This is a genomic window from Acinetobacter sp. SFB (genome assembly GCF_001647545.1).
Taxonomy (GTDB): domain Bacteria; phylum Pseudomonadota; class Gammaproteobacteria; order Pseudomonadales; family Moraxellaceae; genus Acinetobacter.
In genome coordinates this window covers 552,547-575,003 of sequence record NZ_LSZH01000011.1, presented here as the reverse complement: position 1 = coordinate 575,003, position 22,457 = coordinate 552,547, and the positions used below count along the sequence as shown (strand labels likewise).

The 22,457-nt window shown below is 41.1% G+C and carries 23 protein-coding genes; 8 read left to right on the top strand and 15 right to left on the bottom strand.

Annotation, left to right across the window (positions count from 1 at the left end; translation table 11 throughout):
- Nucleotide 1: 1 nt before the first annotated feature.
- Genes proC through ppx form a run of 4 tightly spaced genes read right to left on the bottom strand, consistent with a single transcriptional unit; the run spans nt 2 to nt 4,543 of the window.
- Nucleotides 2-832, bottom strand: a complete 831-nt coding sequence (gene proC / locus AY606_RS07220) for a pyrroline-5-carboxylate reductase (protein WP_067866570.1) — start codon at nt 830-832, stop codon at nt 2-4.
- Nucleotides 829-2,211 (bottom strand): tRNA lysidine(34) synthetase TilS, encoded by a 1,383-nt coding sequence (tilS, locus tag AY606_RS07215; RefSeq protein WP_081408370.1) that lies wholly within the window; start codon nt 2,209-2,211, stop codon nt 829-831. Before tilS ends, proC begins: the two co-directional genes overlap by 4 nt.
- The gene (locus AY606_RS07210; RefSeq protein ID WP_067866568.1) at nt 2,148-2,972 is read right to left on the bottom strand and encodes an acetyl-CoA carboxylase carboxyltransferase subunit alpha; all 825 of its coding nucleotides are present in this window, start codon (nt 2,970-2,972) and stop codon (nt 2,148-2,150) included. Before AY606_RS07210 ends, tilS begins: the two co-directional genes overlap by 64 nt.
- Before the next feature lie 50 nt (nt 2,973-3,022).
- Nucleotides 3,023-4,543, bottom strand: coding sequence for an exopolyphosphatase (ppx, locus tag AY606_RS07205; protein WP_067866566.1), 1,521 nt, complete (start codon nt 4,541-4,543; stop codon nt 3,023-3,025).
- Between the two features lie 258 nt (nt 4,544-4,801).
- On the opposite strand from ppx, the gene trxA reads away from it, so the two are divergent.
- The 3 genes from trxA to AY606_RS07190 all read left to right on the top strand — a co-directional run bounded on the left by trxA (nt 4,802) and on the right by AY606_RS07190 (nt 7,424).
- The gene (gene trxA, locus AY606_RS07200) at nt 4,802-5,128 is read left to right on the top strand and encodes a thioredoxin (protein WP_067866564.1); all 327 of its coding nucleotides are present in this window, start codon (nt 4,802-4,804) and stop codon (nt 5,126-5,128) included.
- Nucleotides 5,129-5,456: 328 nt separating this feature from the next.
- Nucleotides 5,457-6,725 (top strand): transcription termination factor Rho, encoded by a 1,269-nt coding sequence (rho, locus tag AY606_RS07195; protein ID WP_067866562.1) that lies wholly within the window; start codon nt 5,457-5,459, stop codon nt 6,723-6,725.
- 420 nt (nt 6,726-7,145) lie between these two features.
- Complete coding sequence (locus AY606_RS07190) at nt 7,146-7,424, top strand: hypothetical protein (protein WP_067866560.1); 279 nt, start codon at nt 7,146-7,148, stop codon at nt 7,422-7,424.
- A 187-nt stretch (nt 7,425-7,611) separates the two neighbouring features.
- Here the strand turns inward: AY606_RS07190 and AY606_RS07185 are convergent, their stop codons facing one another.
- From AY606_RS07185 to pheS, 3 genes are all read right to left on the bottom strand, one after another.
- The gene (locus AY606_RS07185) at nt 7,612-7,908 is read right to left on the bottom strand and encodes an integration host factor subunit alpha (protein ID WP_004649746.1); all 297 of its coding nucleotides are present in this window, start codon (nt 7,906-7,908) and stop codon (nt 7,612-7,614) included.
- Nucleotides 7,905-10,286 carry a phenylalanine--tRNA ligase subunit beta gene (gene pheT, locus AY606_RS07180; RefSeq protein WP_067866558.1) on the bottom strand — a complete coding sequence of 794 codons (2,382 nt, stop codon included), beginning with the start codon at nt 10,284-10,286 and terminating at the stop codon, nt 7,905-7,907. The genes AY606_RS07185 and pheT overlap by 4 nt, the downstream gene beginning before the upstream one ends.
- A gap of 131 nt (nt 10,287-10,417) precedes the next feature.
- Entirely contained in the window at nt 10,418-11,398 is a 981-nt protein-coding gene (gene pheS / locus AY606_RS07175) for a phenylalanine--tRNA ligase subunit alpha (protein WP_067866556.1), read from the bottom strand.
- Nucleotides 11,399-11,555: 157 nt separating this feature from the next.
- Here pheS and AY606_RS07170 point away from each other — a divergent pair, with 157 nt between their 5' ends.
- The gene (locus tag AY606_RS07170) at nt 11,556-12,599 is read left to right on the top strand and encodes a hypothetical protein (RefSeq protein ID WP_067866554.1); all 1,044 of its coding nucleotides are present in this window, start codon (nt 11,556-11,558) and stop codon (nt 12,597-12,599) included.
- A 135-nt stretch (nt 12,600-12,734) separates the two neighbouring features.
- Here the strand turns inward: AY606_RS07170 and AY606_RS07165 are convergent, their stop codons facing one another.
- From AY606_RS07165 to orn, 3 genes are all read right to left on the bottom strand, one after another.
- Nucleotides 12,735-13,244, bottom strand: a complete 510-nt coding sequence (locus AY606_RS07165) for a pyridoxamine 5'-phosphate oxidase family protein (protein WP_067866552.1) — start codon at nt 13,242-13,244, stop codon at nt 12,735-12,737.
- 526 nt (nt 13,245-13,770) lie between these two features.
- Nucleotides 13,771-14,556, bottom strand: coding sequence for a tRNA threonylcarbamoyladenosine dehydratase (locus AY606_RS07160; protein ID WP_067866550.1), 786 nt, complete (start codon nt 14,554-14,556; stop codon nt 13,771-13,773).
- Nucleotides 14,557-14,734: 178 nt separating this feature from the next.
- A complete protein-coding gene (gene orn / locus AY606_RS07155) occupies nt 14,735-15,286 on the bottom strand; it encodes an oligoribonuclease (RefSeq protein ID WP_067866548.1) in 552 nt (183 codons plus the stop codon).
- A gap of 126 nt (nt 15,287-15,412) precedes the next feature.
- On the opposite strand from orn, the gene rsgA reads away from it, so the two are divergent.
- The 4 genes from rsgA to secB all read left to right on the top strand — a co-directional run bounded on the left by rsgA (nt 15,413) and on the right by secB (nt 17,739).
- Nucleotides 15,413-16,471 carry a small ribosomal subunit biogenesis GTPase RsgA gene (gene rsgA, locus AY606_RS07150; RefSeq protein ID WP_067866546.1) on the top strand — a complete coding sequence of 353 codons (1,059 nt, stop codon included), beginning with the start codon at nt 15,413-15,415 and terminating at the stop codon, nt 16,469-16,471.
- 93 nt (nt 16,472-16,564) lie between these two features.
- A complete protein-coding gene (locus tag AY606_RS07145; protein ID WP_067866544.1) occupies nt 16,565-16,972 on the top strand; it encodes a rhodanese-like domain-containing protein in 408 nt (135 codons plus the stop codon).
- 21 nt (nt 16,973-16,993) lie between these two features.
- Entirely contained in the window at nt 16,994-17,248 is a 255-nt protein-coding gene (gene grxC / locus AY606_RS07140) for a glutaredoxin 3 (protein WP_067866542.1), read from the top strand.
- Nucleotides 17,249-17,286: 38 nt separating this feature from the next.
- The gene (gene secB, locus AY606_RS07135) at nt 17,287-17,739 is read left to right on the top strand and encodes a protein-export chaperone SecB (RefSeq protein WP_067866540.1); all 453 of its coding nucleotides are present in this window, start codon (nt 17,287-17,289) and stop codon (nt 17,737-17,739) included.
- A 154-nt stretch (nt 17,740-17,893) separates the two neighbouring features.
- On the opposite strand, the gene AY606_RS07130 is transcribed toward secB, so the two are convergent.
- From AY606_RS07130 to AY606_RS07110, 5 genes are all read right to left on the bottom strand, one after another.
- The gene (locus AY606_RS07130) at nt 17,894-18,700 is read right to left on the bottom strand and encodes an enoyl-ACP reductase FabI (protein ID WP_067866538.1); all 807 of its coding nucleotides are present in this window, start codon (nt 18,698-18,700) and stop codon (nt 17,894-17,896) included.
- Nucleotides 18,701-18,858: 158 nt separating this feature from the next.
- On the bottom strand, nt 18,859-19,593 hold the full coding sequence (locus AY606_RS07125; protein WP_067866536.1) for a Bax inhibitor-1/YccA family protein: 735 nt from the start codon (nt 19,591-19,593) through the stop codon (nt 18,859-18,861).
- Between the two features lie 174 nt (nt 19,594-19,767).
- The gene (locus AY606_RS07120; protein WP_067866534.1) at nt 19,768-20,589 is read right to left on the bottom strand and encodes a TatD family hydrolase; all 822 of its coding nucleotides are present in this window, start codon (nt 20,587-20,589) and stop codon (nt 19,768-19,770) included.
- A complete protein-coding gene (locus AY606_RS07115; protein ID WP_067866532.1) occupies nt 20,589-21,563 on the bottom strand; it encodes an RsiV family protein in 975 nt (324 codons plus the stop codon). Before AY606_RS07115 ends, AY606_RS07120 begins: the two co-directional genes overlap by 1 nt.
- 66 nt (nt 21,564-21,629) lie before the next feature.
- Complete coding sequence (locus tag AY606_RS07110) at nt 21,630-22,454, bottom strand: hypothetical protein (RefSeq protein WP_067866530.1); 825 nt, start codon at nt 22,452-22,454, stop codon at nt 21,630-21,632.
- Nucleotides 22,455-22,457: the final 3 nt, after the last annotated feature.

Below are 22,457 nucleotides of genomic sequence, written 5' to 3'. Positions count from 1 at the left end.
GTTATTTGCTACTTTCACTTAGCTCTTGAGCAAGTTCTTGACTGCGCTTTTGAGCTGCAGCCAAAGCGGCCTGAATATTTTGTGAGATTTGTGCACGATCAAAGACTTCAAGTGCAGCCTGTGTGGTACCGTTTGGAGAGGTGACGTTTTTACGCAACTCAGCAGGTGTGTTGGCACTGGTAATCGCCATTTGCGCAGCACCTAGAGCCGTTTGTAAAGTCAGGGCTGTCGCCACTTTCTCATCCAGTCCCAAGTTTTTCCCTGCACGAATCATGCTTTCCATCATATAAAAGAAATATGCCGGACCCGAACCCGACACTGCAGTCACTGCATCAATCTGTGCTTCCGTATTCACCCAAAGGGTTAAACCGGTTGCTGCTAAAACCTGGCTTGCAAGCTCACGGTCTTTACTATCCACCGCATCATTGGCATACAAACCATGTGCCCCTGTTTGTACCAAAGCAGGCGTATTCGGCATTACCCGAACAATTCGATCGGTGTCTAGCAGATTTGCGATGGTTACAATTTCAGCCCCCGCAACAATCGACATCACCAATTTTCCATCGAACAAACCTTTAAGCGGTTTTAATACGCTCGCCAATACTTGTGGCTTCACCGCAAAAAGGACGATATCGGCATCACGAATGGCAGCAATATTGTCATCGGTGACCTGCACATCTTTTTCTTCTAATAAAAGACGTACTTCTTCCACCGGATCAGAAACTGTAATACGTGTTGCTGGCAAACCACGCGAAATGAGCCCGCCAATTAAGGCTTGAGCCATATTACCGCCACCAATAAAACAAATATTACAATTTAAAGCTGCACTCATGAATCAATACTCGACTTAGAATTTTTTAACGAAGAGATTAAATTTGGCTGCCAACCCCCGACTTCACAATATTCAGATTGAGCTAACCAAAACCCTTTCGGTGTAAAAGCACCAAGCATAACATTATCTATGCTCAATATTTGAATTGTATAACGCTGCCAAGGAAAAATTTGTGCTTCCTGAATGGCTTTTTTTAAAGGCCAAGTCCCCACTCGTCCATACAAATGAATTTTTTCTCCCCCTTGGCGCAGCACCAGATTTAATTCTTTGCCCAACAATAAGGCTGATAATCCAATTTTTGCTTTTTCAGCAACATACTGCCCTGAAACGACATTTATTGTTTGACCTAATTCCAGACAGACGGTTTGTTCGAAAACATGCTTTTTATTTTTTTCAGCCCGATATTCTTCTGCACTTAAACGATAAAGCTTTTGCTGATAACGCACATAATAATATTGATTGTAGTGCAAGGCAGCCTGTGCATCCGACTTCGATGCGATCACTTCCTGCAACAGGCGTTCCACCATTTCAAAACTCGGGCGATAGGTATCCTGCCCTTTCATCCAGACGGATAACAGTTGTCTTTGACGTGGTTTTGATAATTGAGATAATTTTTTTAAATCGAGTTCAGTTGCCGATCCACAATGTGCTAAATCTTGCTGCAGCACTTCGTACAAAATTTCATCCGCATCTTGCATTAAATAGCTGGTGCGACTAAGTGCCTGCTGCATTTTAGGATAGCGATTTTGTAAGACTGACCATAATTCATGACGGCACCAGGCGCGATCATAATGGGTGTCCAAATTGGTGGGGTCTTCAATATTTTGCACATTCAGTTGAGTTGCCCATTGGCAAATTTGCTCACGCGAGATATCCAGCAGTGGTCGCCAAATGGTGAATTGCTCACGCACATCGACTGATTTCATGGCCGCCAACCCCTGCACCCCTGCACCCGAGAGCAAACGCAACATTAAGGTTTCAGCCTGATCTTGCTGGTGATGCGCCAGAACCAGAATTTCATTCGGTTTTAGATGTTTTGAATAGGCTTGATAACGTGCGGTACGTGCCTGCTGTTCCAAATTGCCTTGCTGCACATCCACCTTTTCAACCAGACATGGGACATTTAGTGCTGCACATTGTTCAGACACAAACTGCCCCCAATCTGCACTTATTGCTTGCAGCTGGTGATCTATATAGATGGCACGGATTTTTTCAGGATATAAATAAGACATTAAATGCAAAAGCAGCATGGAATCCATGCCGCCACTACATCCAATTAAAAAAGTGCCTCCTGTAGGAAAGCACTGGATTTGATTTAAGACGCCAGACCTAAATTGTCGCTGCCAAACTTCATTAAACGCTGGTAACGTGCTTCGCATCTCTCATTCGCATCCATCGATTGCAATTCTTCTAAAGCCTGTTGTAACACATCTTTAAGGTCTTGCATGACTTTTTCAGGCTGCAAATGTGCACCTTCACCTTCATCAACCACATATTCCACAATACCCATTTTTTTGAGTTTTTCAGCAGTCAATGCCAAGGCTTCACTGGCTTGTTCGGCTTTTTCAGCTGTTTTCCATAAAATGGATGCACAACCTTCCGGTGAAATGACTGAATAAATACTGTGAGACAGCATCACCACACGGTCTGCTACACCAATACCCAACGCACCACCTGAACCGCCTTCACCCAATACGGTAGCAATCACAGGAACTTTCAAACTTGAAAGTTGTGCAAGGCTGGTGGCAATCGCTTCTGCCTGACCACGTTCTTCTGCACCTACCCCAGGATATGCACCCATGGTATCGATAAAAGTAAAGACTGGCAGGTTAAAACGTTCCGCCATATCCAGCAAGCGCTGTGATTTGCGATAACCTTCAGGATTACTCATCCCGAAGTTATGCTGCAATTTTTCACGTGTGCTACGGCCACGATGTTGCCCAACAATCATGACTGGCTGACCATTAAAACGTGCCAAACCACCGATCATTGCACCATCATCACCAAATAACCGATCACCATGTAAAGCATCGAATTCAGTGAAAATTTCACCAACATAATCCAAAAATTGCGGACGTTCCGGATGACGTGCAATTTGAACCGTTGTCCATGCCTTAGATTTAGCAGCTTTATTTTTCATAGGTCGACCATTATCCCAAAACTAACAATAGCTTGTTAACCAATAACTTGTTAATAGATAAATTGTTCCGACTGAATATTCAATTCAATATCCCAATGCTTAAACTGCACCTGTTCATCATGCAAGTCTGCTACAAGCAAAGGCCATTGTTTGGCATCGCCAGAAACGCTTAGATGCCATTGTTGCTCATTGTCGACACTTAATTCAATGGCAGGAAGCATCTCATCGCTACGACTATGATTCAGTAAAACTGCAAGACGAAGCAATAGACTTAAGTAAACTAATTTGCTACCACCCACTCTCATTACATCTACGCGGCTATCATTACGTAGCTTACGACGATGATGTGCAACTAAGTGGGAAAGATGGTTTTGGTCAATTTGCGAGAAGCCGGCGATATCTGAATGTTGCAACAAATACGCCCCATGACGGTGATAACCTGCATGACTAATCGCCAAGCCAATTTCATGTAAATATGCAGCACGACGCAATAAATCACTGTCTTCACTGTTTAAATTCAGTGGCTTAGCAACTCCATCAAACAAATGCTGGGCAGTTTTCACCACCCGTTCAGCCTGCTTGGGATCTGCGTTATAGCGTCCCATCAAAGCTTGCACACTTCGGTCGCGGATATCTTCATGCTGGAAACGGCCCAGCAAGTCATACATCACGCCTTCACGTAATGCACCATCGGAATACACCAGTTTGTTCAACTCTAGTACATCGAATACCGCATATAAAATGGCAACCCCAGCTGGCAAAACTGCTCGGCGGTCTTCTTTTAAACCATCAAAATCCACTTCAGAAATATGTTTAAATTTGAGTAATTTTTCTTTAAGTTTTTCCAGACCTTCGCGAGTCAAGTTCTCTTGCGCATCGCTCCAGCCCATATTTACAGTAATTTGACGACAGGCTTTAATGGTACCGCTTGAACCGACCACCGTATCCCAACCCGCTGTTTTATAGGTATTGGCAATACCTGAAAGTTCTTTACGTGCAGCAACGACCGCCTTATCAAAATTTTTCTGGTTAATCTCGCCATCACTAAAATAAGCTTTGGTAAATGCCACACAGCCCATTTGTAAAGATTCGGTATGAATCGGCTCGAATTCCTCGCCAATAATAAGCTCTGTTGAACCACCACCAATGTCGATCACTAGACGACGACCACTATTGGCCATAGTATGCGAGACGCCCAAATAAATCAGACGGGCTTCTTCACGACCAGCAATAATTTCAATCGGCTTGGGTAAAATTTCTGCGGCTTTTTGAATAAATTCATGACCATTTTTGGCTTGACGTAAAGCATTGGTCGCTACAATTCGCATACGGTTCGCTTGTACTGAACTTAGCCGTCCGACAAAGCGTGCCAAACAAGCCAAACCACGTTGCTGGGCGGCTTCAGTCAGGTTTTTATTTTCATCCAGACCTGCAGCCAACTGTACTTTTTCTGACATTGAAGCAACTTTCTTTACTTCGCCATGATCTACACGCGCAATAGCAAGATGAAAACTGTTCGACCCCATATCGATGGCAGCAAGTAACTCTTCATCAATCAAAAAATCCGACATTATTCAACGAACCTATAAGAATTATGCTTAGAGTAATTCACATACATACAATTTAAAAGCCATTTATCAGCTCAAATGAATCAGTTTTTATGTTTTTATCATTGACAATTGCATGACACGATTACCAATATCGTCAGCATCAATTAGACAAACTCACTATAATGTTTGAAAATCTACATATCCCACTACATAGTTAAATGAGGCTATGTAATACTTATAGTTATAGAACTAACTTAAAATTTTATTTGGAGCATATCCATGTCTGGCAATATCGTAAACACAACTGATGCAAACTTCGAAGCTGACGTTTTACAATCTGACGTTCCTGTACTTGTAGATTTCTGGGCAGGTTGGTGTGCACCATGTAAGGCGATTGCACCTGTATTAGAAGTGCTTTCTACAGAATTCGAAGGCAAAATGAAGGTTGTTAAAGTTGACGTAACTGCTTGCGAAGCAACTGCCGTGAATTACAACATCCGTAACATTCCTGCATTATTGATGTTCAAAAATGGTGAAGTAGTTGCGCAACAAGTAGGCGCTGCACCAAAATCTAAATTGACTGCATTTATTGAAGAAAACATCTAATTTAAAAACAGTACAATTTAATCCCATACGCTATTTCCGGATAGCGTATTTTTTTCGTCTATAAATTGACAAAAGCTGTATTCTCTCTTATATTGCATGTTCAAGGAATAAAGGATTTTCAATCCGCAATTTTCTTAAAAGACACAACACATAAGATCGCCGCTCGGCAACAGAAATTGTTTTACACTTTTTTCTTCGAAACAATGAATCAGACCTCTGAATTGTTATTGTGCAAATACAATTACGTTACTTTTATTGCGTGCAAGCGGCTGAATGTTGCTCCCTTTCCTCATCTCTATTCCAGAATTTTGATTCTATCTGACCCCCTATGAATTTAACTGAACTCAAGAAAAAACCGATTGGCGAACTCATCAAGATTGCCGAGTTTATGGGCCTAGAAGGAATGGCTCGTAACCGTAAGCAAGACATCATTTTTGCCATCTTAAAACGCCATGCAATGAATGGCGAAGAGATTTTTGGTGATGGTGTTTTAGAAATTCTCTCTGATGGTTTTGGCTTCCTACGCTCTGCATCAGGTTCATATCTTGCAGGTCCTGATGACATTTATGTCAGCCCGTCTCAAATTCGTCGCTTTAACTTACGTACAGGTGACACCATCACAGGTACGATTCGCCCACCGAAAGAAGGCGAACGCTATTTTGCTTTATTAAAAGTTAATCAAATTAACTATGACACGCCTGAAAACTCACGTAACAAAATCCTGTTCGAAAACTTAACTCCATTGTTCCCAACTGAACAGTTAATTATGGAGCTAGGTAACGGTACCACTGAAGATTTAACTTCACGTGTGGTTGACCTGGTTGCGCCAATTGGTAAAGGCCAGCGTTCAATTATTGTTGCACCACCTAAAGCCGGTAAAACCATGCTATTGCAAACCATCGCACAGTCGATTGTTCGTAATAATCCGGAAGTATTCCTGATCGTTCTTCTGATTGACGAACGCCCAGAAGAAGTTACCGAAATGGAGCGTACTGTCCGTGGTGAAGTGATTGCATCCACATTCGATGAAGCACCCGCTCGTCACGTACAAGTGGCTGAAATGGTCATTGAAAAAGCAAAACGTCTGGTTGAACACAAAAAAGATGTCGTGATTTTGCTTGATTCGATTACCCGTTTAGCACGTGCATATAACACTGTTATTCCTTCATCTGGCAAAGTACTGACGGGTGGTCTGGATGCACATGCACTTGAACGTCCAAAACGCTTCTTCGGTGCAGCACGTAATATTGAAGAAGGTGGTTCACTAACAATTATTTCTACAGCCTTGATTGAAACCGGCAGTAAAATGGATGACGTAATTTACGAAGAATTCAAAGGTACCGGTAACCAAGAAATCACTCTTGATCGTCGTATTTCTGAAAAACGCGTATTCCCTGCGATGAATATCAAGAAATCAGGCACACGCCGTGAAGAACGTCTCATGAGCGAAGATAACTTACGTAAAGTATGGATTCTTCGTAAGTTACTTCATCCTATGGATGAATTGGTGGCAATGGAATTCTTGCTTGATCGCATGAAAGAAACCAAAACCAATGATGATTTCTTCGATCAAATGAAAGGTAAAGCAACCAATTAATTCGATTCATTATTATGTTGTATATAAAAGGCTATCTATAACGATAGCCTTTTTATTTGGTTGACTTTGTTTACATAAAGACACAATTGAGCTTTTTTCTTGTAAACTTTTATGCAAGTTCATGATTATTAAAATAATCAGATAAAAAAAATGATATTTTTTAGCAAGTTATTTAGTGCTTCTCCAATATAAACCCTCTAGTTGATTGTTATTTTCTGTTAATAAACTGCTCATTTTTCATCATTTTTTGCATTTTTTGCTCGCACCCTAGTAGTAATTAAAAATGCGCAGTGATAGCATATTTGCAGACCAGTTAGACTGCCTTTGCATTGTTACTGCCTAACAAATATTAGGAAGAATAAAAGCACTCAACAGGCTAACAAAGGTTTTTTTTTATCTCATATTTTAGAGAGTGATGCCATGTTATTCAAAAAAATCGCTATTGCTGCTGCAGTTGCTACTACTTTAGCTTTCGTTGGTTGTGCTAAAAAAACTGAAGAAGCTGCTGCTGACGCTAACTCTGCTGCATCTGAAGCTGTAGCTGCTGCTTCTGAAGCTGAAGCTGCTGCTTCTGCTGCTACTGTTGAAGCTGCTCCTGCTGCTGACGCTGCTGCTTCTCAAGCTGCTGATGCTGCTTCTACTGCTGTTGACGCTGCTGCTGATGCTACTGCTGCTGCTTCTACTGCTAAAGCTCAATAATCTTTACGATTATTAAGTAAAAAAGAGAGCCATTTGGCTCTCTTTTTTTATGCTTAAGATAAAGATCAGTAAAATATAAATTACCCAATCTTATTTTCAGCTACAACATGACTTCCAGTCATAGCTAATCTACTTCCCTGTCACTCAAGTGATAGAGTTTTACATATTTTAAAATAAAAAAAGCAGATCAATCGATCTGCTCATTTCCTACGCGCTGGCGGAATTTCTGCCCTGCACGGAATGTGACTACACGGCGTGCAGAAATTGGAATTTCTTCACCCGTTTTCGGATTTCGACCTGGACGTTGACGTTTATCACGCAACTCAAAGTTACCGAACCCCGAAAGTTTTACTTGTTCGCCTGAGATTAGCGCTTGGCTAATCTCATCGAAGAACAACTCGACCATTTGTTTTGCTTCACGACGGTTTAAACTCGTGAGCTCACTTAAATGATCAGCCATTTCTGCTTTTGTTAATGCTGTCATGAAGCCCTCAATGTCGCCTGATAAGTGTTTTGCAACACTTCGATTATTTGATCCATACCCGATTTAATTTCAGCATCTTCAAGTGTACGGGATGGGTGTTGCCATAAAAGTGCAAATGCCAATGAGCGTTTACCCTGTTCGACACCTTGTCCAGTGTACACATCAAACAACCAGGTCGAGTTTAATAACGCTCCACCCGTTTTTCCGATAAGTTGCTGAATTTCGCTAACATTAATCTTATCACTAATTAAAAGCGCAATATCACGTCTAACCGATGGAAAACGTGATAATTCTGTAAAATTAGATACATAAGTTTGCAAAACAGCCTGTTGATCGAGTTCTGCCACCCAAGTGATGCCTAAATCAAGCTCATCTTCCAAAGATGGATGTAAACGACCCAGGTAACCGACAGACTTGCCATCTACTAAAATTTCAGCAGATTGACCCGGATGTAACCATGCACGTTCTGAACGAACATATTCAACTTTGACACGTCCAGCAGCGAAAATTTCCTCAACCTCACCTTTAAGATCGAAGAAATCCATCGGCCGTGCTTTCACATGCCAAGATTCAGCCGTTTTAGCACCCACGGCAATTAATGCCAAAGTCGGGATTTGTTTCAGATCATGAATGCTTTTTGCATCTTGATAATCAAAACGTAAACCTAACTCAAAGAAACGTACGCGGCTTTGTTGACGGTTAATATTGTATTGCACGCATGGAATCAAACTTGATAACAAAGTCGAACGCATCGCAGCCAATTCACTTGAGATCGGATTTGCTAACATCAATGAATTAACATTTGGATTCAACTGCTTTTCAAGTTTGGCATCGGCAAAGCTAAAGCTGATGGCTTCTTGATAACCTAAAGTCACCAAGGTTTGACGAAGTTGCGGTAATTCAAACTGATCTTGATACTTTGCAAGTTTGACATCGATCACAGGCAGGCTGATTTGAATATTGTCATAACCGTGAATACGGGCAACTTCTTCAATCAGGTCTTGATAAATAGCCATATCATAGCGATGTGAAGGCGGAATAACGCTCCACTCACCTGGTGCTTTCACCGTCACGATACAACCAAGACGTTGTAATGAATCAGTAATAAAGTCACTTTCAACTTTATAACCTAGTAATTGATCGACTTGAACTTGGTTCAATTCAATCGCGTCACGTATTGGTAAAAGCTCAACCTTTTCTGCAACCGTAATTGGACCAAACTCGCCACCCGCCAATTCAGCAATAAGCTGTGAGGCACGGTTCATAGCAATACTTGGCAATTCAAAGTCTACGCCGCGTTCATAACGCTGTGATGCATCGGTATGTAAACCATAACGACGTGCACGACCTGCGATGTGTAATGGCGCGAAGAATGCAGATTCCAGAAAGATTTCAGTGGTAGCATCAGTCACTGATGAAGACAAGCCACCCATGATGCCGGCAATTGCCAATGCTCTTTCATCATCGGCAATTACCATCACATCTTCAGTGAGCTCAACCTCTTGTTCATTTAAAAGAACCAGTTTCTCTTGAGCAGTGGCCTGACGTACATGCACTGAACCTTGAACTTTAGCAGCATCAAAAGCATGAAGCGGTTGGCCCAGTTCAATCAATACATAGTTGGTGATATCGACCAAAATACTGTGCTGACGGATACCGGAACGAGCTAGCGCACGTTCCATCCATTCAGGTGTGGGCGCTTTGGTATTGACGTTTTTAATCACACGGCCTAAGTAACGCGGACAGCCGTCTGTATCAACAACCACATTTTTAACATCGGTAATGGTTGCAGCAACTTCTTTTATTTCAGGTGCTGTCACAGGCAATTGATTAATCACACCAATTTCACGGGCAATACCCCGGATACTGAAGCAGTCACCTCGGTTTGGCGTGATGCTGATATCAATGACGTGGTCATCAAGATTTAGATATTCACGGATGTTTACACCAACGGGTGCATCACTTGGTAATTCCAATAAACCATCAAGTTTATCTTCAAGGTCAATTTCAGAAGCACCGCACAGCATGCCTTGTGATTCAACACCACGAAGCTTGCCTTTCTTGATTTTGAAATCACCCGGCAATACTGCACCAATGGTTGCTACAGGGGCTTTCATCCCTGCACGGACATTTGGTGCACCGCAGACAATCTGTAATGGCTCTCCCGAACCGATATTTACTGTAGTCACACGTAAACGGTCTGCATCAGGATGTTGTTCCACAGTCAGAACTTCACCCACAACGACACCGGTAAATGGTTTAGCTGCTGGAGCCAACTCATCAACTTCAAGACCCAGCATAGTCAACTGATCAGACAGTTTTTCACTATCAATAGCTGGGTTGACCCACGTGCGTAACCAATTTTCGCTAATTTTCATTTCTATAAAAACCTATAAATCTAATTTTTTGAATCCCCTCTAACTCTCTATTTTTCAAAGAGATTCCCCTGTTTCATATTGAAAACCCCCTCTTCTTTTAGGAGAGGTCAGGGAGAGGTTAATAAATTCGTTTAAGCAAATTGGCGTAAGAAACGCACATCATTTTGGAAGAACATACGCAAATCATTCACACCGTAGCGAAGCATTGCGAAACGTTCCACACCCAGACCAAAAGCAAAACCTTTATACTTTTCAGGATCAATGCCCGCAGCTTGAAGTACATTCGGATGTACCATACCGCAGCCCAAAACCTCTAACCAACGACCGCGTTCATCCATAATGTCCACTTCCGCACTCGGCTCAGTAAACGGAAAGTAAGATGGACGGAAACGAACAGTTAAATCTTTTTCGAAAAATTCATTTAACAGGTTAATCAGTAAACCTTTCAGTTCCGCAAAACTGGTATTTTCCGCAATGTATAAGCCTTCAATTTGATGGAACATTGGCGAATGGGTTTGATCCGAGTCACAACGGTATACACGACCAGGACAGACAATACGAATTGGTGGTTGTTGAGTTTCCATGGTACGGATCTGAACACCAGAAGTATGCGTACGTAGTAAATGATTTACATCAAAATAGAACGTGTCATGCATGGCACGTGCAGGGTGATGACCGGGAATATTCAATGCTTCAAAGTTGTGATAATCATCTTCAACTTCAGGACCGGTCGCAACCGTAAAACCTGCTTTGGTAAAGAACTGGCAAATACGCTCTTGCACTTGAGTCACAGGGTGGATGCTTCCCACGCTTTGACCACGACCTGGCAAGGTAATGTCGATCATTTCGCTAGCAAGTTTTTGTTCTAGTGCAGCTTTTTGTAATTCCGCCTGGCGCGCTGTTAATGCACCAGTAATGGCCTCACGTACAGCATGAATTTTCGCCCCAAAAACTTTACGTTCTTCAGGCTCCATTTTACCCAGTGCCTTCGATTGTTCCGCGAGCTGGCTTTTCTTCCCTGTAAATTGCACTCGTACTTGATCGAGTGTAGCAAGGTCTTGAGCTGCTGCAATTGCAGCGAGCGCTTCAGTGGTCAGGGCTTCCAGTGACATAGTAACTCTCAAAGCAACAATTTAAAAATATAATAAAACCCCATATTCTAACAGTTTTTGAACGTATTGATGAAGTTCTGTAGAGAGGAAAATTAGATTGGCATCCAGATTTATAAAAAGTATAAGATAAAGGCATTATTCGTGAGATCAATAAAAAATGGCACTCGATCCAATCTGGAAACAACAATTGACCTTGGTCAGCTATGGTAATGAATATCTCAGCCAGAATTTAAGCTTTAATTATTGGGTACAGCATTCCATTTTTAACCAGCATAACTTGCGTTTCCGTGATCTCATGTCACAACATTTACTTGCGCAACATTTTCAAATTTGGCTTGAAGGTCTGAAAAAACAAGGTTGTCACCGTATTAGCCTACATAGCTCAAGTCTTTTGGTGGACGAAAAAAACCCAAATGCGAATGTAGAACTACTACCGATTCCACATTTTATTGTCAGCCATGAACATCATAAAAAGACCGCATGGATTTTTGGTAAAGAACTACCCGAATGGTATAGCGCTGACAATGACTATGAAGCGCCTAAACCGCAACAGGAACAATGCCGTCAGGAAACATTCTGGCGTTTCGAGCTCAATCCCAAACTTGCAAAACGTCTAGATGCCGATTTACAACAACCGAATTGGGATGATATTCAGGCTTATACCGATAACGAACTGTTTGATAGCAAATTTGCCCAAGGCATGAGTGAACCGGCAAACCGGGATTTTCCTTATTACGGTCTCACTCAAGCTGACACTGAAAATGCTGATGGCACGCCTCTGTTGGAAAGTAAATATTTACCTTTGCTTCCAAGTGAATATCAGGCGGATTATGCTCACAAGACATTACATCGTTTAGACGCACTATCGACCTATATTAAACACCAACAGCAGCACCCCTATCATGCTGATGGCAGTGAACTGACACCTGAAGAACAGCTGAATCTGCGTCACTTTTCGCAAAAACTGGATGATTTGATGACAAAATTTATTGTTAAAGTCGCCAATCATTATCAGTCTGCAAAACTGAGCAAAGTAGAAATTGCCAATCCTTTAGATGCTGCTCCCACCATACCCTTTACTTCACCCCATTTAAAAACCCATACAGCCCCTACGCATCATAAGGTCGGCGCATCGGGTGTAATTAAACTGATTTTGTTAACTATTGTGATTTGTCTCTTGGCTTATTATTTTGGGCTCTAATTTTTTAAAGATACTAAAAAAATCATTTTACTTAATAGAAAAAAAAGAACACGTATTTTGCTCTACTCTATACGTGTTCTTCATACTTAGCCTAAAACGCTTAAGCTATATTTTTCGACCCGAAATACGGACAGATTATAAATCGAGTTTTTTGTGATCCGAATCTACTTCACCCGCATGGCCGGTCACACTGCCTTTAATTAATTTAAATAGCTGAGTTACTTTATTGTCAGTCACGTTCCAGTATTCTGCGCTGACACCTTCAGCAACCAATACGCGCACACTTGGGTCATCCTTACCTGTAAACCAGTTCTCAGCCCAAGGGTTCCAGAGCAGATCAATCAAGGCTGGATCGGTGCTGAGATGTGCATGGGCACTGATCGAGACATAAATACCGTCAGTCGGTTTGGTAAAAGACAGTCCAATCTGATTACGCCCAGAATTCACAGCACTGACCAGATCATTGGTGTCCTTCAAGATAAAATAAAGATTATGACCTTCACTGATCTTTTCAGTCTTGTCAGAATTCAGCATGGTCATGGGTTGTGAATGTAATTCTTGCGTTTCAGTGGTGTGACTGATCATTGCATAGCGTACTTCCTTGATCAGTTCCCATAATTTTTCGCGATTATGATGATCGGTCATGACTTTTCTCCTGAAGCTAAACTTTAGAAATAAGAAATTATTTAATTTTATATCTTCAACTGTTTTCTAGATTAGTGATATTTTTCACTTTGAATATGCCACCTTACTCAACTTATACATTTGAATAATAAAAGATTGACTTAAAGATCATAAGAAACAACGAAAAAGAATGTGCTAAGCAAGAGAGTTGAAAAATCGACTGTATGTTTAGAGTTTTAACACAGTAGAAAACTCGCTGAATAGGTGTAAAAGACTAGGCTGAATGATTAAGTTAATATAGATATTTATCTATTTAAAATCTAAAACTTGAATAGAAAATCAATGCTAAAGCTATCTATGTCTTAAAGATGAAATAGTTATAGGTTTGAGCAGCGTTGAAAATGTCTGGGGCATTTTCAACCAAGTTAAATGTATCCTGTTAAATTATTTTAATTTTTGTGTATAGCAAGAAGGTCTGCAGAAATTTAAGAGGAGTGTCCAAATGTATTCAATGCTCAGCTCAAAGATCAACAGACGCGGGTTTACATCACGATTTGGATACTTCCATTTTCACTTTCTTAACCGTCAGCTTCTTCAAAACTTCTGAAACTGCAACCATGGCAAAGCTAGAAGTAACTACGACTGCCGACCCATAACCGCCGCAACGCAAGCCGGCACTTGGACACACATCTGCGTTTGATAAGGAATTATCAATCGAATACACGCAGGTAATACCAAATTTCTCTTTGGGCTTTTTACCAATCCCTTTGGCGCGTAACTGAGTACGTAACTTGGCTAACATCGGATCTTGTTCAGTTTTAGACAAATCTGCAACACGAATTTTTAAAGGATCAAGCTTACCGCCTGCCCCGCCAGACACAATTAAAGGAATTTTATTGAATCTGCAATGCAGAATTAAGGCCAATTTGGCTTTGACATCATCAATGCAGTCTAGAACCACATCAGGTTTGTTTTCTAAAAGTTGTTTGATATTGTCAGGTGTTAAATAGTCATCCACCAGATTAATTTTAATCCGTGGGTTAATCGAATAACAACGCTCTGCCATCACCTCAATTTTTTCACGCCCCAAGGTCGAACTCATGGCAGGCAACTGACGATTAATATTGGATGCAGCAACCACATCCATATCAATGATCGTCAGCTCAGCAATACCGGTACGTGCCAAAGCTTCAACCGCCCACGAACCGACACCGCCAATCCCGATTACCATCACATGGCTGTGCTCATACTGACGGAAAGCTTCATCTCCATAAATTTTTTCCACACCTGCAAAGCGGCGCTCATATTCATCATCTTCAGGAAGATCAGTCATTCGTCATCGGGTATCTAAAAAACACCGGCGCATTTTATCAAATTCTGGCTATTTTCGATAATCTATATCGTCAGCATTTTCTAATGGATGAAATAAATATAAAAAATGTTCATACAATTGAGAAAGCATTTTTTAGTTATAAAAAAAGAGGCTTTCGCCTCTTTTTTTCAATTTTTACTTAATTGGTAATAAAGAAATACTGACGATAATATTTGAGTTCAACAATCGAATCACGAATATCATCCATGGCTAAATGCGAGGCATTCTTTTTCAAGCCGCTCATGATTTCTGGGCGCCAGCGTTTTGCCAACTCTTTCACTGAAGACACGTCCAAATTACGGTAATGGAAAAATTGTTCCATTTCCGGCATTAAACGGTGCAAAAAACGGCGGTCTTGGCAAATAGAATTACCACACATCGGGGATGATTTTGGTGTCACCCATTTTTTCAGGAACTCTAAGGTTTGTTGTTCCGCATCTTGCGCCGTGAGTTTACTACGGCGTACACGTTCAATCAGACCTGATTGTCCATGTTGACGGGTATTCCACTCATCCATCGCATTGAGCACGCGATCTGACTGGTGAACAGCAAGCACAGGGCCTTCCGCCAAAATATTGAGGTTATCATCCGTCACAATAGTTGCAACTTCAATAATTTGGTCGTTATCAGTATCGAGACCTGTCATTTCAAGGTCAATCCAAATGAGGCGGGTATCAGGAGTGCTGCTCATAAATGTGCAATCTTATTAGGCTTAAAAACCGCTATAGTAGCAAATTTATTGCGTCGATGCTGTAACTCGTACCCCGCTTCATGCTATTTTTGACATCTCTTAGTTCATGGTTTTTTTAGGATATGAATGGCTTTAATTCGTAAACGTCGTTTAACTGAACAGCAGCAACGTCGCATTCAGAAACAACAGCAAACACGTCAAGAAGAACTCGACACTTCAAGTGATTTAGAAGGCTTGGTGGTACAGCACTATGGTCGTCAACTTGAGGTTCAAGCCCTATCAACGCCTGATGAGCATCCGATCAAACCTGAAGTACCTGCAGGTGAGCCAGATCCGTTCTGGAAGCCGATTGAACTCGGCAGTGTCTGGCGCTGTCATACCCGGACCAATTTAGAAGCACTGGTCACCGGTGACCGGGTTAAATGGCAGGCTGACCCGAATACCGGACTAGGGATTATTACTGCGATTCATCCACGTCAATCGCTGCTAACCCGTCCTGACCGTTACCATAAAGTTAAACCGGTCGCAGCCAATGTCAGTTTAATTGTGATTGTGTTTGCATCCTTCCCCGAAGTTGCACCCAGCCTGATTGACCGTTATATCGTGGCGTGTGCCGATGCAGAAATTCCTGCACTTTTGGTGTTGAACAAAGCTGATTTAATTAAAGAAAATGATCCGATTTTAAACTTGATGAAAGAGTATCAAGCATTAGGTTATGAAGTAATGCAAACTCAATCTGATGGTGATTTATCGGAATTGGCCCATCGTTTAGCGGGTGAAACTGTTGCCTTTGTGGGACAGTCTGGTGTCGGAAAAAGCTCGCTGATTAATGCCATGGTTCCCAATGCTGCGCAAAAGACCAATATCATTTCCGAAAACTCTGCACTGGGTCAGCACACCACCACCTCTACGCGTTTAATTGCGTTCGGTGAAGGTGCCGCACTGATTGACTCCCCCGGAATTCGCGAATTTGGTTTATGGCATTTGAACCCAGACAAAGTTCAGCGAGGTTTTCCTGAAATAGAAAATCTGCTGGGACATTGCCAGTTCCGTAACTGTACCCATAAGCATGAAAAACAATGTGCGTTGCGTCAGGCAGCTGCGAATGGTGAAATTTTACAGCGTCGTTTAGACAGTTATTTACGTTTAGGCGATGAAATTGCTGAAGCACAGCAAAAAAATTAGTTTTTCTTAACCCTTAGCCCTTGAAGCGGCGATTTTGATCGCCATATTTATGAGCTATACTCTACGCAATTTAAAATTGTATTTAGGTGACTTGTGGAACGTTGGTTGGAATTTATGGGGAATCACCCTTTCTTGTTTGGAACACTTGGGGTTCTCATCGTTTTGTTCTTCGTTTTAGAAGGACAACGCAATGGTCGTAAGATTTCACCACAGTCTTTGGGTATCTTAGTCAAAGCTAAAAATGCTCTGCTGATTGATTTACGCGATGCGAAAGACTTTCGTGAAGGCCATATCAGCGGTAGCCGTAATATTCCGTATAGCCAAATTACAAGCCATCTTGAAGAGTTAAAATCTTCGGAGCGTCCACTGGTGTTTATTTGTAACCTCGGTCAAATCGCAGGTACAGCTCTGCAACAGGTCGGTCATGCTGATAGCTACCGTTTAGATGGCGGTGTGAATAATTGGAAAGTCCAAGGCTTACCGCTCATTAAAAGTAAATAATTCGCTTAAGGAGATATCTTAATGGCTGAAGTAGTAATTTATTCAACAACTGTATGCCCTTACTGCGTTCGCGCAAAACAACTTCTTGAGCGTAAAGGCGTTGCATATAAAGAAATTAATTTATCTAAAGAAGCGCCTGAAGTACGTATGGAATTGATGCAACGTACCAATCACCGTACTGTTCCACAAATTTTTATTAACGACCAATTTATCGGTGGTTTTGATCAACTTTATGCTTTAGAGCGTGAAGGAAAACTCAACGAATTATTGGCTTAACACTTTTATTAAGTCACCCTCATATTAAGGATTAAAAAATGAGTGAACAACAAGCTCAACCGCAATTAGCACTTGAACGCATTTATACTAAAGATATTTCTTTTGAAGTCCCTGGCGCGCAAGTATTTACCAAAGAATGGCAGCCTGAATTAAATATCAATTTGTCTTCTTCGGCAGAAAAAATTGATGCGACCCATTATGAAGTTGCATTACAAGTGGTTGTTCAAGCGAATAATGCAGGTGAAACAGCATTCATCGTTGACGTAACCCAATCCGGGATTTTCTTGATTGATAGCGTTGAAGAAGAACGTCTTCCTTATATTTTGGGTGCATATTGCCCAAATATTTTGTTCCCATTCTTACGTGAAGCTGTAAATGACATGGTAACGAAAGGAAGCTTCCCGCAATTGTTGCTTACTCCAATTAACTTCGATGCTGAATTCGAAGCGAATATGCAACGTGCTCAAGTTGCTGCTGAAGGTCAAGCTTAATCATATAAGCCTGCCTAATAAAAAAGACCGCCTATGCGGTCTTTTTTAATGCCATATTTCCCCTTCTCCCTTTGGGAGAAGGTCGGGATGAGGGGGGAAGCAATCCCTCACCCTAGCCCTCTCCCACATAGGGAGAGAGAACCTAATGCATTTTTTATTCAGCATCAGCCATCAAATCTGCGCTCATACCGACGGTATTAAAGCCGGCATCAACATACATAATTTCGCCAGTAATACCATTTGCCCAAGGCGAGCATAGGAATAAAGCCGCATTCCCCACATCTTCAATGGTTACATTACGTTGAAGTGGCGCAACTTTTTCATTTAAATCGAGCATTTTACGGAAAGATTTAATGCCTGATGCCGCAAGGGTACGAATTGGACCCGCTGAAATGGCATTCACACGAATACCTTCGCTACCCAAGCTTGACGCTAAATAACGCACGCCTGCTTCCAATGATGCTTTTGCCATACCCATTACATTGTAATTAGGCATCACACGTTCAGAACCTTGGTAAGTCAACGTCAGCAAGCAGCCTTGGCGAACTTTGAGTAATGGTTTCGCAGCACGTGCCATTGCAACAAAACTGTATGCACTGATGTCGTGGGCAATGTTAAAACCTTCACGGTCGGTAACATCGGTAAAGTCACCATCTAAAGTATGCGCTGGTGCAAAACCGATTGAATGAACCACGCCATCCAAGCCATCCCAATGTTTTGCCAAGTCAATAAAAGCCTGATCAATTTCAGCATCGACAGCCACGTCACAAGGGAAAACTAAAGTTGAACCAAATTGAGTAGCAAAATCATCAACACGTTTTTTTAATTTTTCATTTGGGTAGGTAAATGCGAGTTCTGCACCTTCACGGTGCAAGGCTTGAGCAATACCAAATGCAATGGATAACTTACTTGCAACACCTGCGATTAAAAAACGCTTACCCGCTAATAGTCCTTGTGCCATGTGAATCTCACTCAAAATAATTTACAAGCATAATGCCAAGTCTGGAGCATTTGCGAAATTGCATAATGCGCCTTTTTTAGTATGTTCTGTAAAAATCATAAAAAATGCCCCTATTCTGTAGGAGCATTTTATTTAAATTCGTTTCATATTAAGGATGATCAATCATCACCCTGTAATAAACCGAGCAAACGCAGGAATGAATAGTACATCCAGACCAAAGTCGCCAATAAGGCAATACCACACAGCCATTCCATTGCTTTCGGCGCGTACTGTGCAGCGGATGATTCAATCAGGTCAAAATCGAGAATCAGGTTTAAAGAGGCAATCACTGCAACAAATGCTGCAAAGCCAATCCCGAGCCAGTTGCTTTCAAAAATGTAAGGAACGCTTGAGCTAAAAGCCAGACGCATGACAATTTGCACCACAAAGACAATTGCGATCGCAATGGATGCAGATAGCACTACGGCTTTAAATTTTTCTGTGGCACGAATAATCTGAAAGCGATACAACGCGAACATTACCAAAGTGGTAATAAAAGTAGCCAGTAAAGCTTGTAAAGGTACGCCGGGGAATTTCACCTGAAAGATCACTGAAATTCCGCCTAAAAAAGCACCTTCAAACAAGGCATAAGGAATCGCCAATACAGGTGCTGTCTTGGGTTTAAATGTCGCGACGAGTGCCAGAATCAATCCACCAATCGCACCGACCATTGCCCCGGCATAGGCAAGGGATAGATTTAGGGTGATGAAGCTATAAAAAAACAGAGACAAACCGACCGCAGCAGCAATCAAAGTCAGCAATACAGATTTTTGAATCGCGCCTTGCACAGTCATGGTTTGGTTAAAATCACTCTGGGTTTCCACCCGGGTTAAAATAGGGTTATTACTTTGCATAATTCACTCATTTTTTTCATTTAGATTTTTAAAACAGTATAGGCAGGTTTTAACGATACAAGATGGATCTTTGCAATATTCCACAAAACAGCGTAACTCAATCTCTTATATTCATAACAAACCCAGCAATGAAATACGAATATTTATAGATAAAAGGTTATTTCATATCATTTTTTAGATATTAATTTTTAAAGCAATTAGTGAATTTTGCCATAATTTTAAGGCGAGACTATCGGGTTCAAGATGCAGGGACTGTGCCAGTCCAGCTAAAACATAAGGCAAATTGGCCGGGGTATTTCGGGTGCGGTGTTCTGTTGAGCTTTGACAGCATAATGGCGCCATATCTGGACAATCGGTTTCTAAAACCAGATGTTCAGCACCCACCTCCTGAACCACAGCATGTAATTTTTTTGCATTCGGATTGGTAATTTGCCCGGTTACACCAATTTTAAAACCAAGCTTAATAAAGGCTTTGGCTTCTTCTACTCCACCACTAAACGCATGCGCAATACCGCCTCCTTTAAATTGATGTTGCTTTAAGATAGCTAATGTTTCGGCATGCGATTTACGGATATGTAATAACACAGGCTTATCAAACTGTTGTGCCAATTCAAGTTGTGCAGAGAAAAAATCTTGTTGTTTTCTAAATATTTCTGCCTGCTTGTGCTGTTTTAAGAAAGTATCTAAACCAATTTCGCCAATCGCGACACATTCTTCAGTTTTTAAAAGTTGCTCTAAATCTATAAGGTGTGAGCTTTGATGCTGTTCAATATAAAAAGGATGCAGCCCAGGAGCTAGATAGCTTTTTGGTGCATCTGGCAAGTGATTTAAAAAATGCTGGGTTTGAACTAAATCTTTAAAGCGAGATTGCACAAAACCAATCAAAATCAAACGTTCAACCCCCACTGCTTTTGCAGCATAGGCCAGTTGTTCCCGATCCGGATCAAAATCGGCAACATCAAAATGGGTGTGGGTATCAAACAGTGGATAAGACATTAAGATTGAGCTTTCTTTTCCATAGCGCTACTTGCTGGTGCTTCAACCGGAGGTAAATACTGTTTCTTCAGCACAGTTTGCAATTGATCATAAGGAATGGTCAAACGTGGCAATCCCACCACATACGGGCCAATTTCATATTCACCATATTGCAAAATCAAACCTTGACTAGATAAGTAAAAATTATCCGATAAGGTGAATTTCCATGCCTGTTCATATTCTTCAACACTGTTGGCTAACTTAGATTCTATCACCCAGGTTTTAAACACTTCATGCGCTTTCTTTTCCAGAGCCGCTTTTTGATTTGGCGCTAAAATATCATTCAGTTCAACCTGTTTTTTCTTTTCCAAGTCAAAGTTATAGTAGCGCTGAGACGAAGAACCATGTGCTCCTCCTAAATAACTACTTGAATTCAAAACAACAGTCGCTAAAGGCAAGTCTGCATTTAAGATTTTCGGCTTAATCATTAAACTGATTTGATGATTGGCACTTAACGCCTTCAATTCTTTATCCAAAGACAAGAAATTCTCTAAATAAGGTGCAACTTGTTGTTCTAGTTTTTGCTTTGGCGTTTCAACTGCTAATAATGCTGCCTGTTCAGCAGCTTGATCCTGTGCTTTTGAATCTTTTAAATTTTCGGTAGTTACCTGCTGATTTTCTTTCAACAATTTTGGCGAAATATCCAAAATTTGATCCAGCTGTTTTAGGATTTTCTGGTCAATAAAGTTATCAATAAAGGCTTGGTTACTGGAAAGACGTTCAATCGAAATTTCCGGACAACTATTGCCATCACATTCAGGTAAATCTAAAGTTAATTTTTCTGAATCCCCTGCCAATTTTAAAGCTTCAGCTTGAACCGCTTCCGATGCTGCCGTTTGATCCTGTTTAGGTTCGCTTTGCTTAGGTTGACATGCTGTTAATGCAATTGCTGTGGCAAGCACCGTTATTGAAAATATTGTTTTATTTTTTACCATTATCTGACCCATAACTTTAATTTCGTAAATTGACTTCCGTTAGATGCCTGTATTTACTACAGATAACTAGAACATATGCTGATACACATCAACTTTCAATAACTGTTGCGTTTGTTCTTTGCTTAAATAAATATCCAGTTGTTTACCATCCTGAACAATTTCATGGGTACGATAATGTAAACCAATTCCTTCTTGATCAAAGAACCAGTCCACTTGTCCCCAAGACAGTTTTTTCGGCGCCTTCTGCTTTACTTCAACTGTTTGTTCTTTTAACCACTTTTGATAAGCCTGCTGCACAATGCTATTCATGCTGTTTTGCTGCTTAGGCTCAATCAACGCCAATATAGTCACTGCTTTCTGTTTTTTGCGATCGGCCACAAAAAAGTAATAGCGTTCTTTAACTTTAATACCTTCCTGATTGGTATCCACCCCTAATTGCATCAAGACATATTGATTACGCTGATAGGCAATTCGTGTATACATCGAGAGTTCATAGGCTTTATTTTTGGAAAATTCAGCTTGCCATGCATCCGACTTTTTCACATACGCATTAATAGCCTGCTGTAAACTCATGTCCTGTTTAAGTCCAATCTGATCTTGAATGACCACGGCTTGGCTTTTGGCAATCCAGTCATTTAACCAGGCATCTTCGGTATGTACCGTTTGAATACTTAAATCAATACAGTTTTTGGTTTCACAAAAGGGTAAAGCTATTTTGGCATCTTGTTCTTGAATATTTAAATAGGGTAAAACCTCTGCTTTCTCAGTTTTCACTACCAGAGATTCAGCCTTTTCATGTGATTGATCTGGTTGTTCTTTTTTTGAAGCATCGCAAGCACTCAGCATCAGACCCATGATGATCACTGATGCACCCACTATTTTCCCGTTCATGCT

Coding starts and splice junctions, on each gene's coding strand:
- proC (WP_067866570.1), bottom strand. CDS start 832: ATGAGTGCAGCTTTAAATTGTAATATTTGTTTTATTGGTGGCGGTAAT.
- tilS (WP_081408370.1), bottom strand. CDS start 2,211: ATGCGAAGCACGTTACCAGCGTTTAATGAAGTTTGGCAGCGACAATTT.
- AY606_RS07210 (WP_067866568.1), bottom strand. CDS start 2,972: ATGAAAAATAAAGCTGCTAAATCTAAGGCATGGACAACGGTTCAAATT.
- ppx (WP_067866566.1), bottom strand. CDS start 4,543: ATGTCGGATTTTTTGATTGATGAAGAGTTACTTGCTGCCATCGATATG.
- trxA (WP_067866564.1), top strand. CDS start 4,802: ATGTCTGGCAATATCGTAAACACAACTGATGCAAACTTCGAAGCTGAC.
- rho (WP_067866562.1), top strand. CDS start 5,457: ATGAATTTAACTGAACTCAAGAAAAAACCGATTGGCGAACTCATCAAG.
- AY606_RS07190 (WP_067866560.1), top strand. CDS start 7,146: ATGTTATTCAAAAAAATCGCTATTGCTGCTGCAGTTGCTACTACTTTA.
- AY606_RS07185 (WP_004649746.1), bottom strand. CDS start 7,908: ATGACAGCATTAACAAAAGCAGAAATGGCTGATCATTTAAGTGAGCTC.
- pheT (WP_067866558.1), bottom strand. CDS start 10,286: ATGAAAATTAGCGAAAATTGGTTACGCACGTGGGTCAACCCAGCTATT.
- pheS (WP_067866556.1), bottom strand. CDS start 11,398: ATGTCACTGGAAGCCCTGACCACTGAAGCGCTCGCTGCAATTGCAGCA.
- AY606_RS07170 (WP_067866554.1), top strand. CDS start 11,556: ATGGCACTCGATCCAATCTGGAAACAACAATTGACCTTGGTCAGCTAT.
- AY606_RS07165 (WP_067866552.1), bottom strand. CDS start 13,244: ATGACCGATCATCATAATCGCGAAAAATTATGGGAACTGATCAAGGAA.
- AY606_RS07160 (WP_067866550.1), bottom strand. CDS start 14,556: ATGACTGATCTTCCTGAAGATGATGAATATGAGCGCCGCTTTGCAGGT.
- orn (WP_067866548.1), bottom strand. CDS start 15,286: ATGAGCAGCACTCCTGATACCCGCCTCATTTGGATTGACCTTGAAATG.
- rsgA (WP_067866546.1), top strand. CDS start 15,413: ATGGCTTTAATTCGTAAACGTCGTTTAACTGAACAGCAGCAACGTCGC.
- grxC (WP_067866542.1), top strand. CDS start 16,994: ATGGCTGAAGTAGTAATTTATTCAACAACTGTATGCCCTTACTGCGTT.
- secB (WP_067866540.1), top strand. CDS start 17,287: ATGAGTGAACAACAAGCTCAACCGCAATTAGCACTTGAACGCATTTAT.
- AY606_RS07130 (WP_067866538.1), bottom strand. CDS start 18,700: ATGGCACAAGGACTATTAGCGGGTAAGCGTTTTTTAATCGCAGGTGTT.
- AY606_RS07125 (WP_067866536.1), bottom strand. CDS start 19,593: ATGCAAAGTAATAACCCTATTTTAACCCGGGTGGAAACCCAGAGTGAT.
- AY606_RS07120 (WP_067866534.1), bottom strand. CDS start 20,589: ATGTCTTATCCACTGTTTGATACCCACACCCATTTTGATGTTGCCGAT.
- AY606_RS07115 (WP_067866532.1), bottom strand. CDS start 21,563: ATGGTAAAAAATAAAACAATATTTTCAATAACGGTGCTTGCCACAGCA.
- AY606_RS07110 (WP_067866530.1), bottom strand. CDS start 22,454: ATGAACGGGAAAATAGTGGGTGCATCAGTGATCATCATGGGTCTGATG.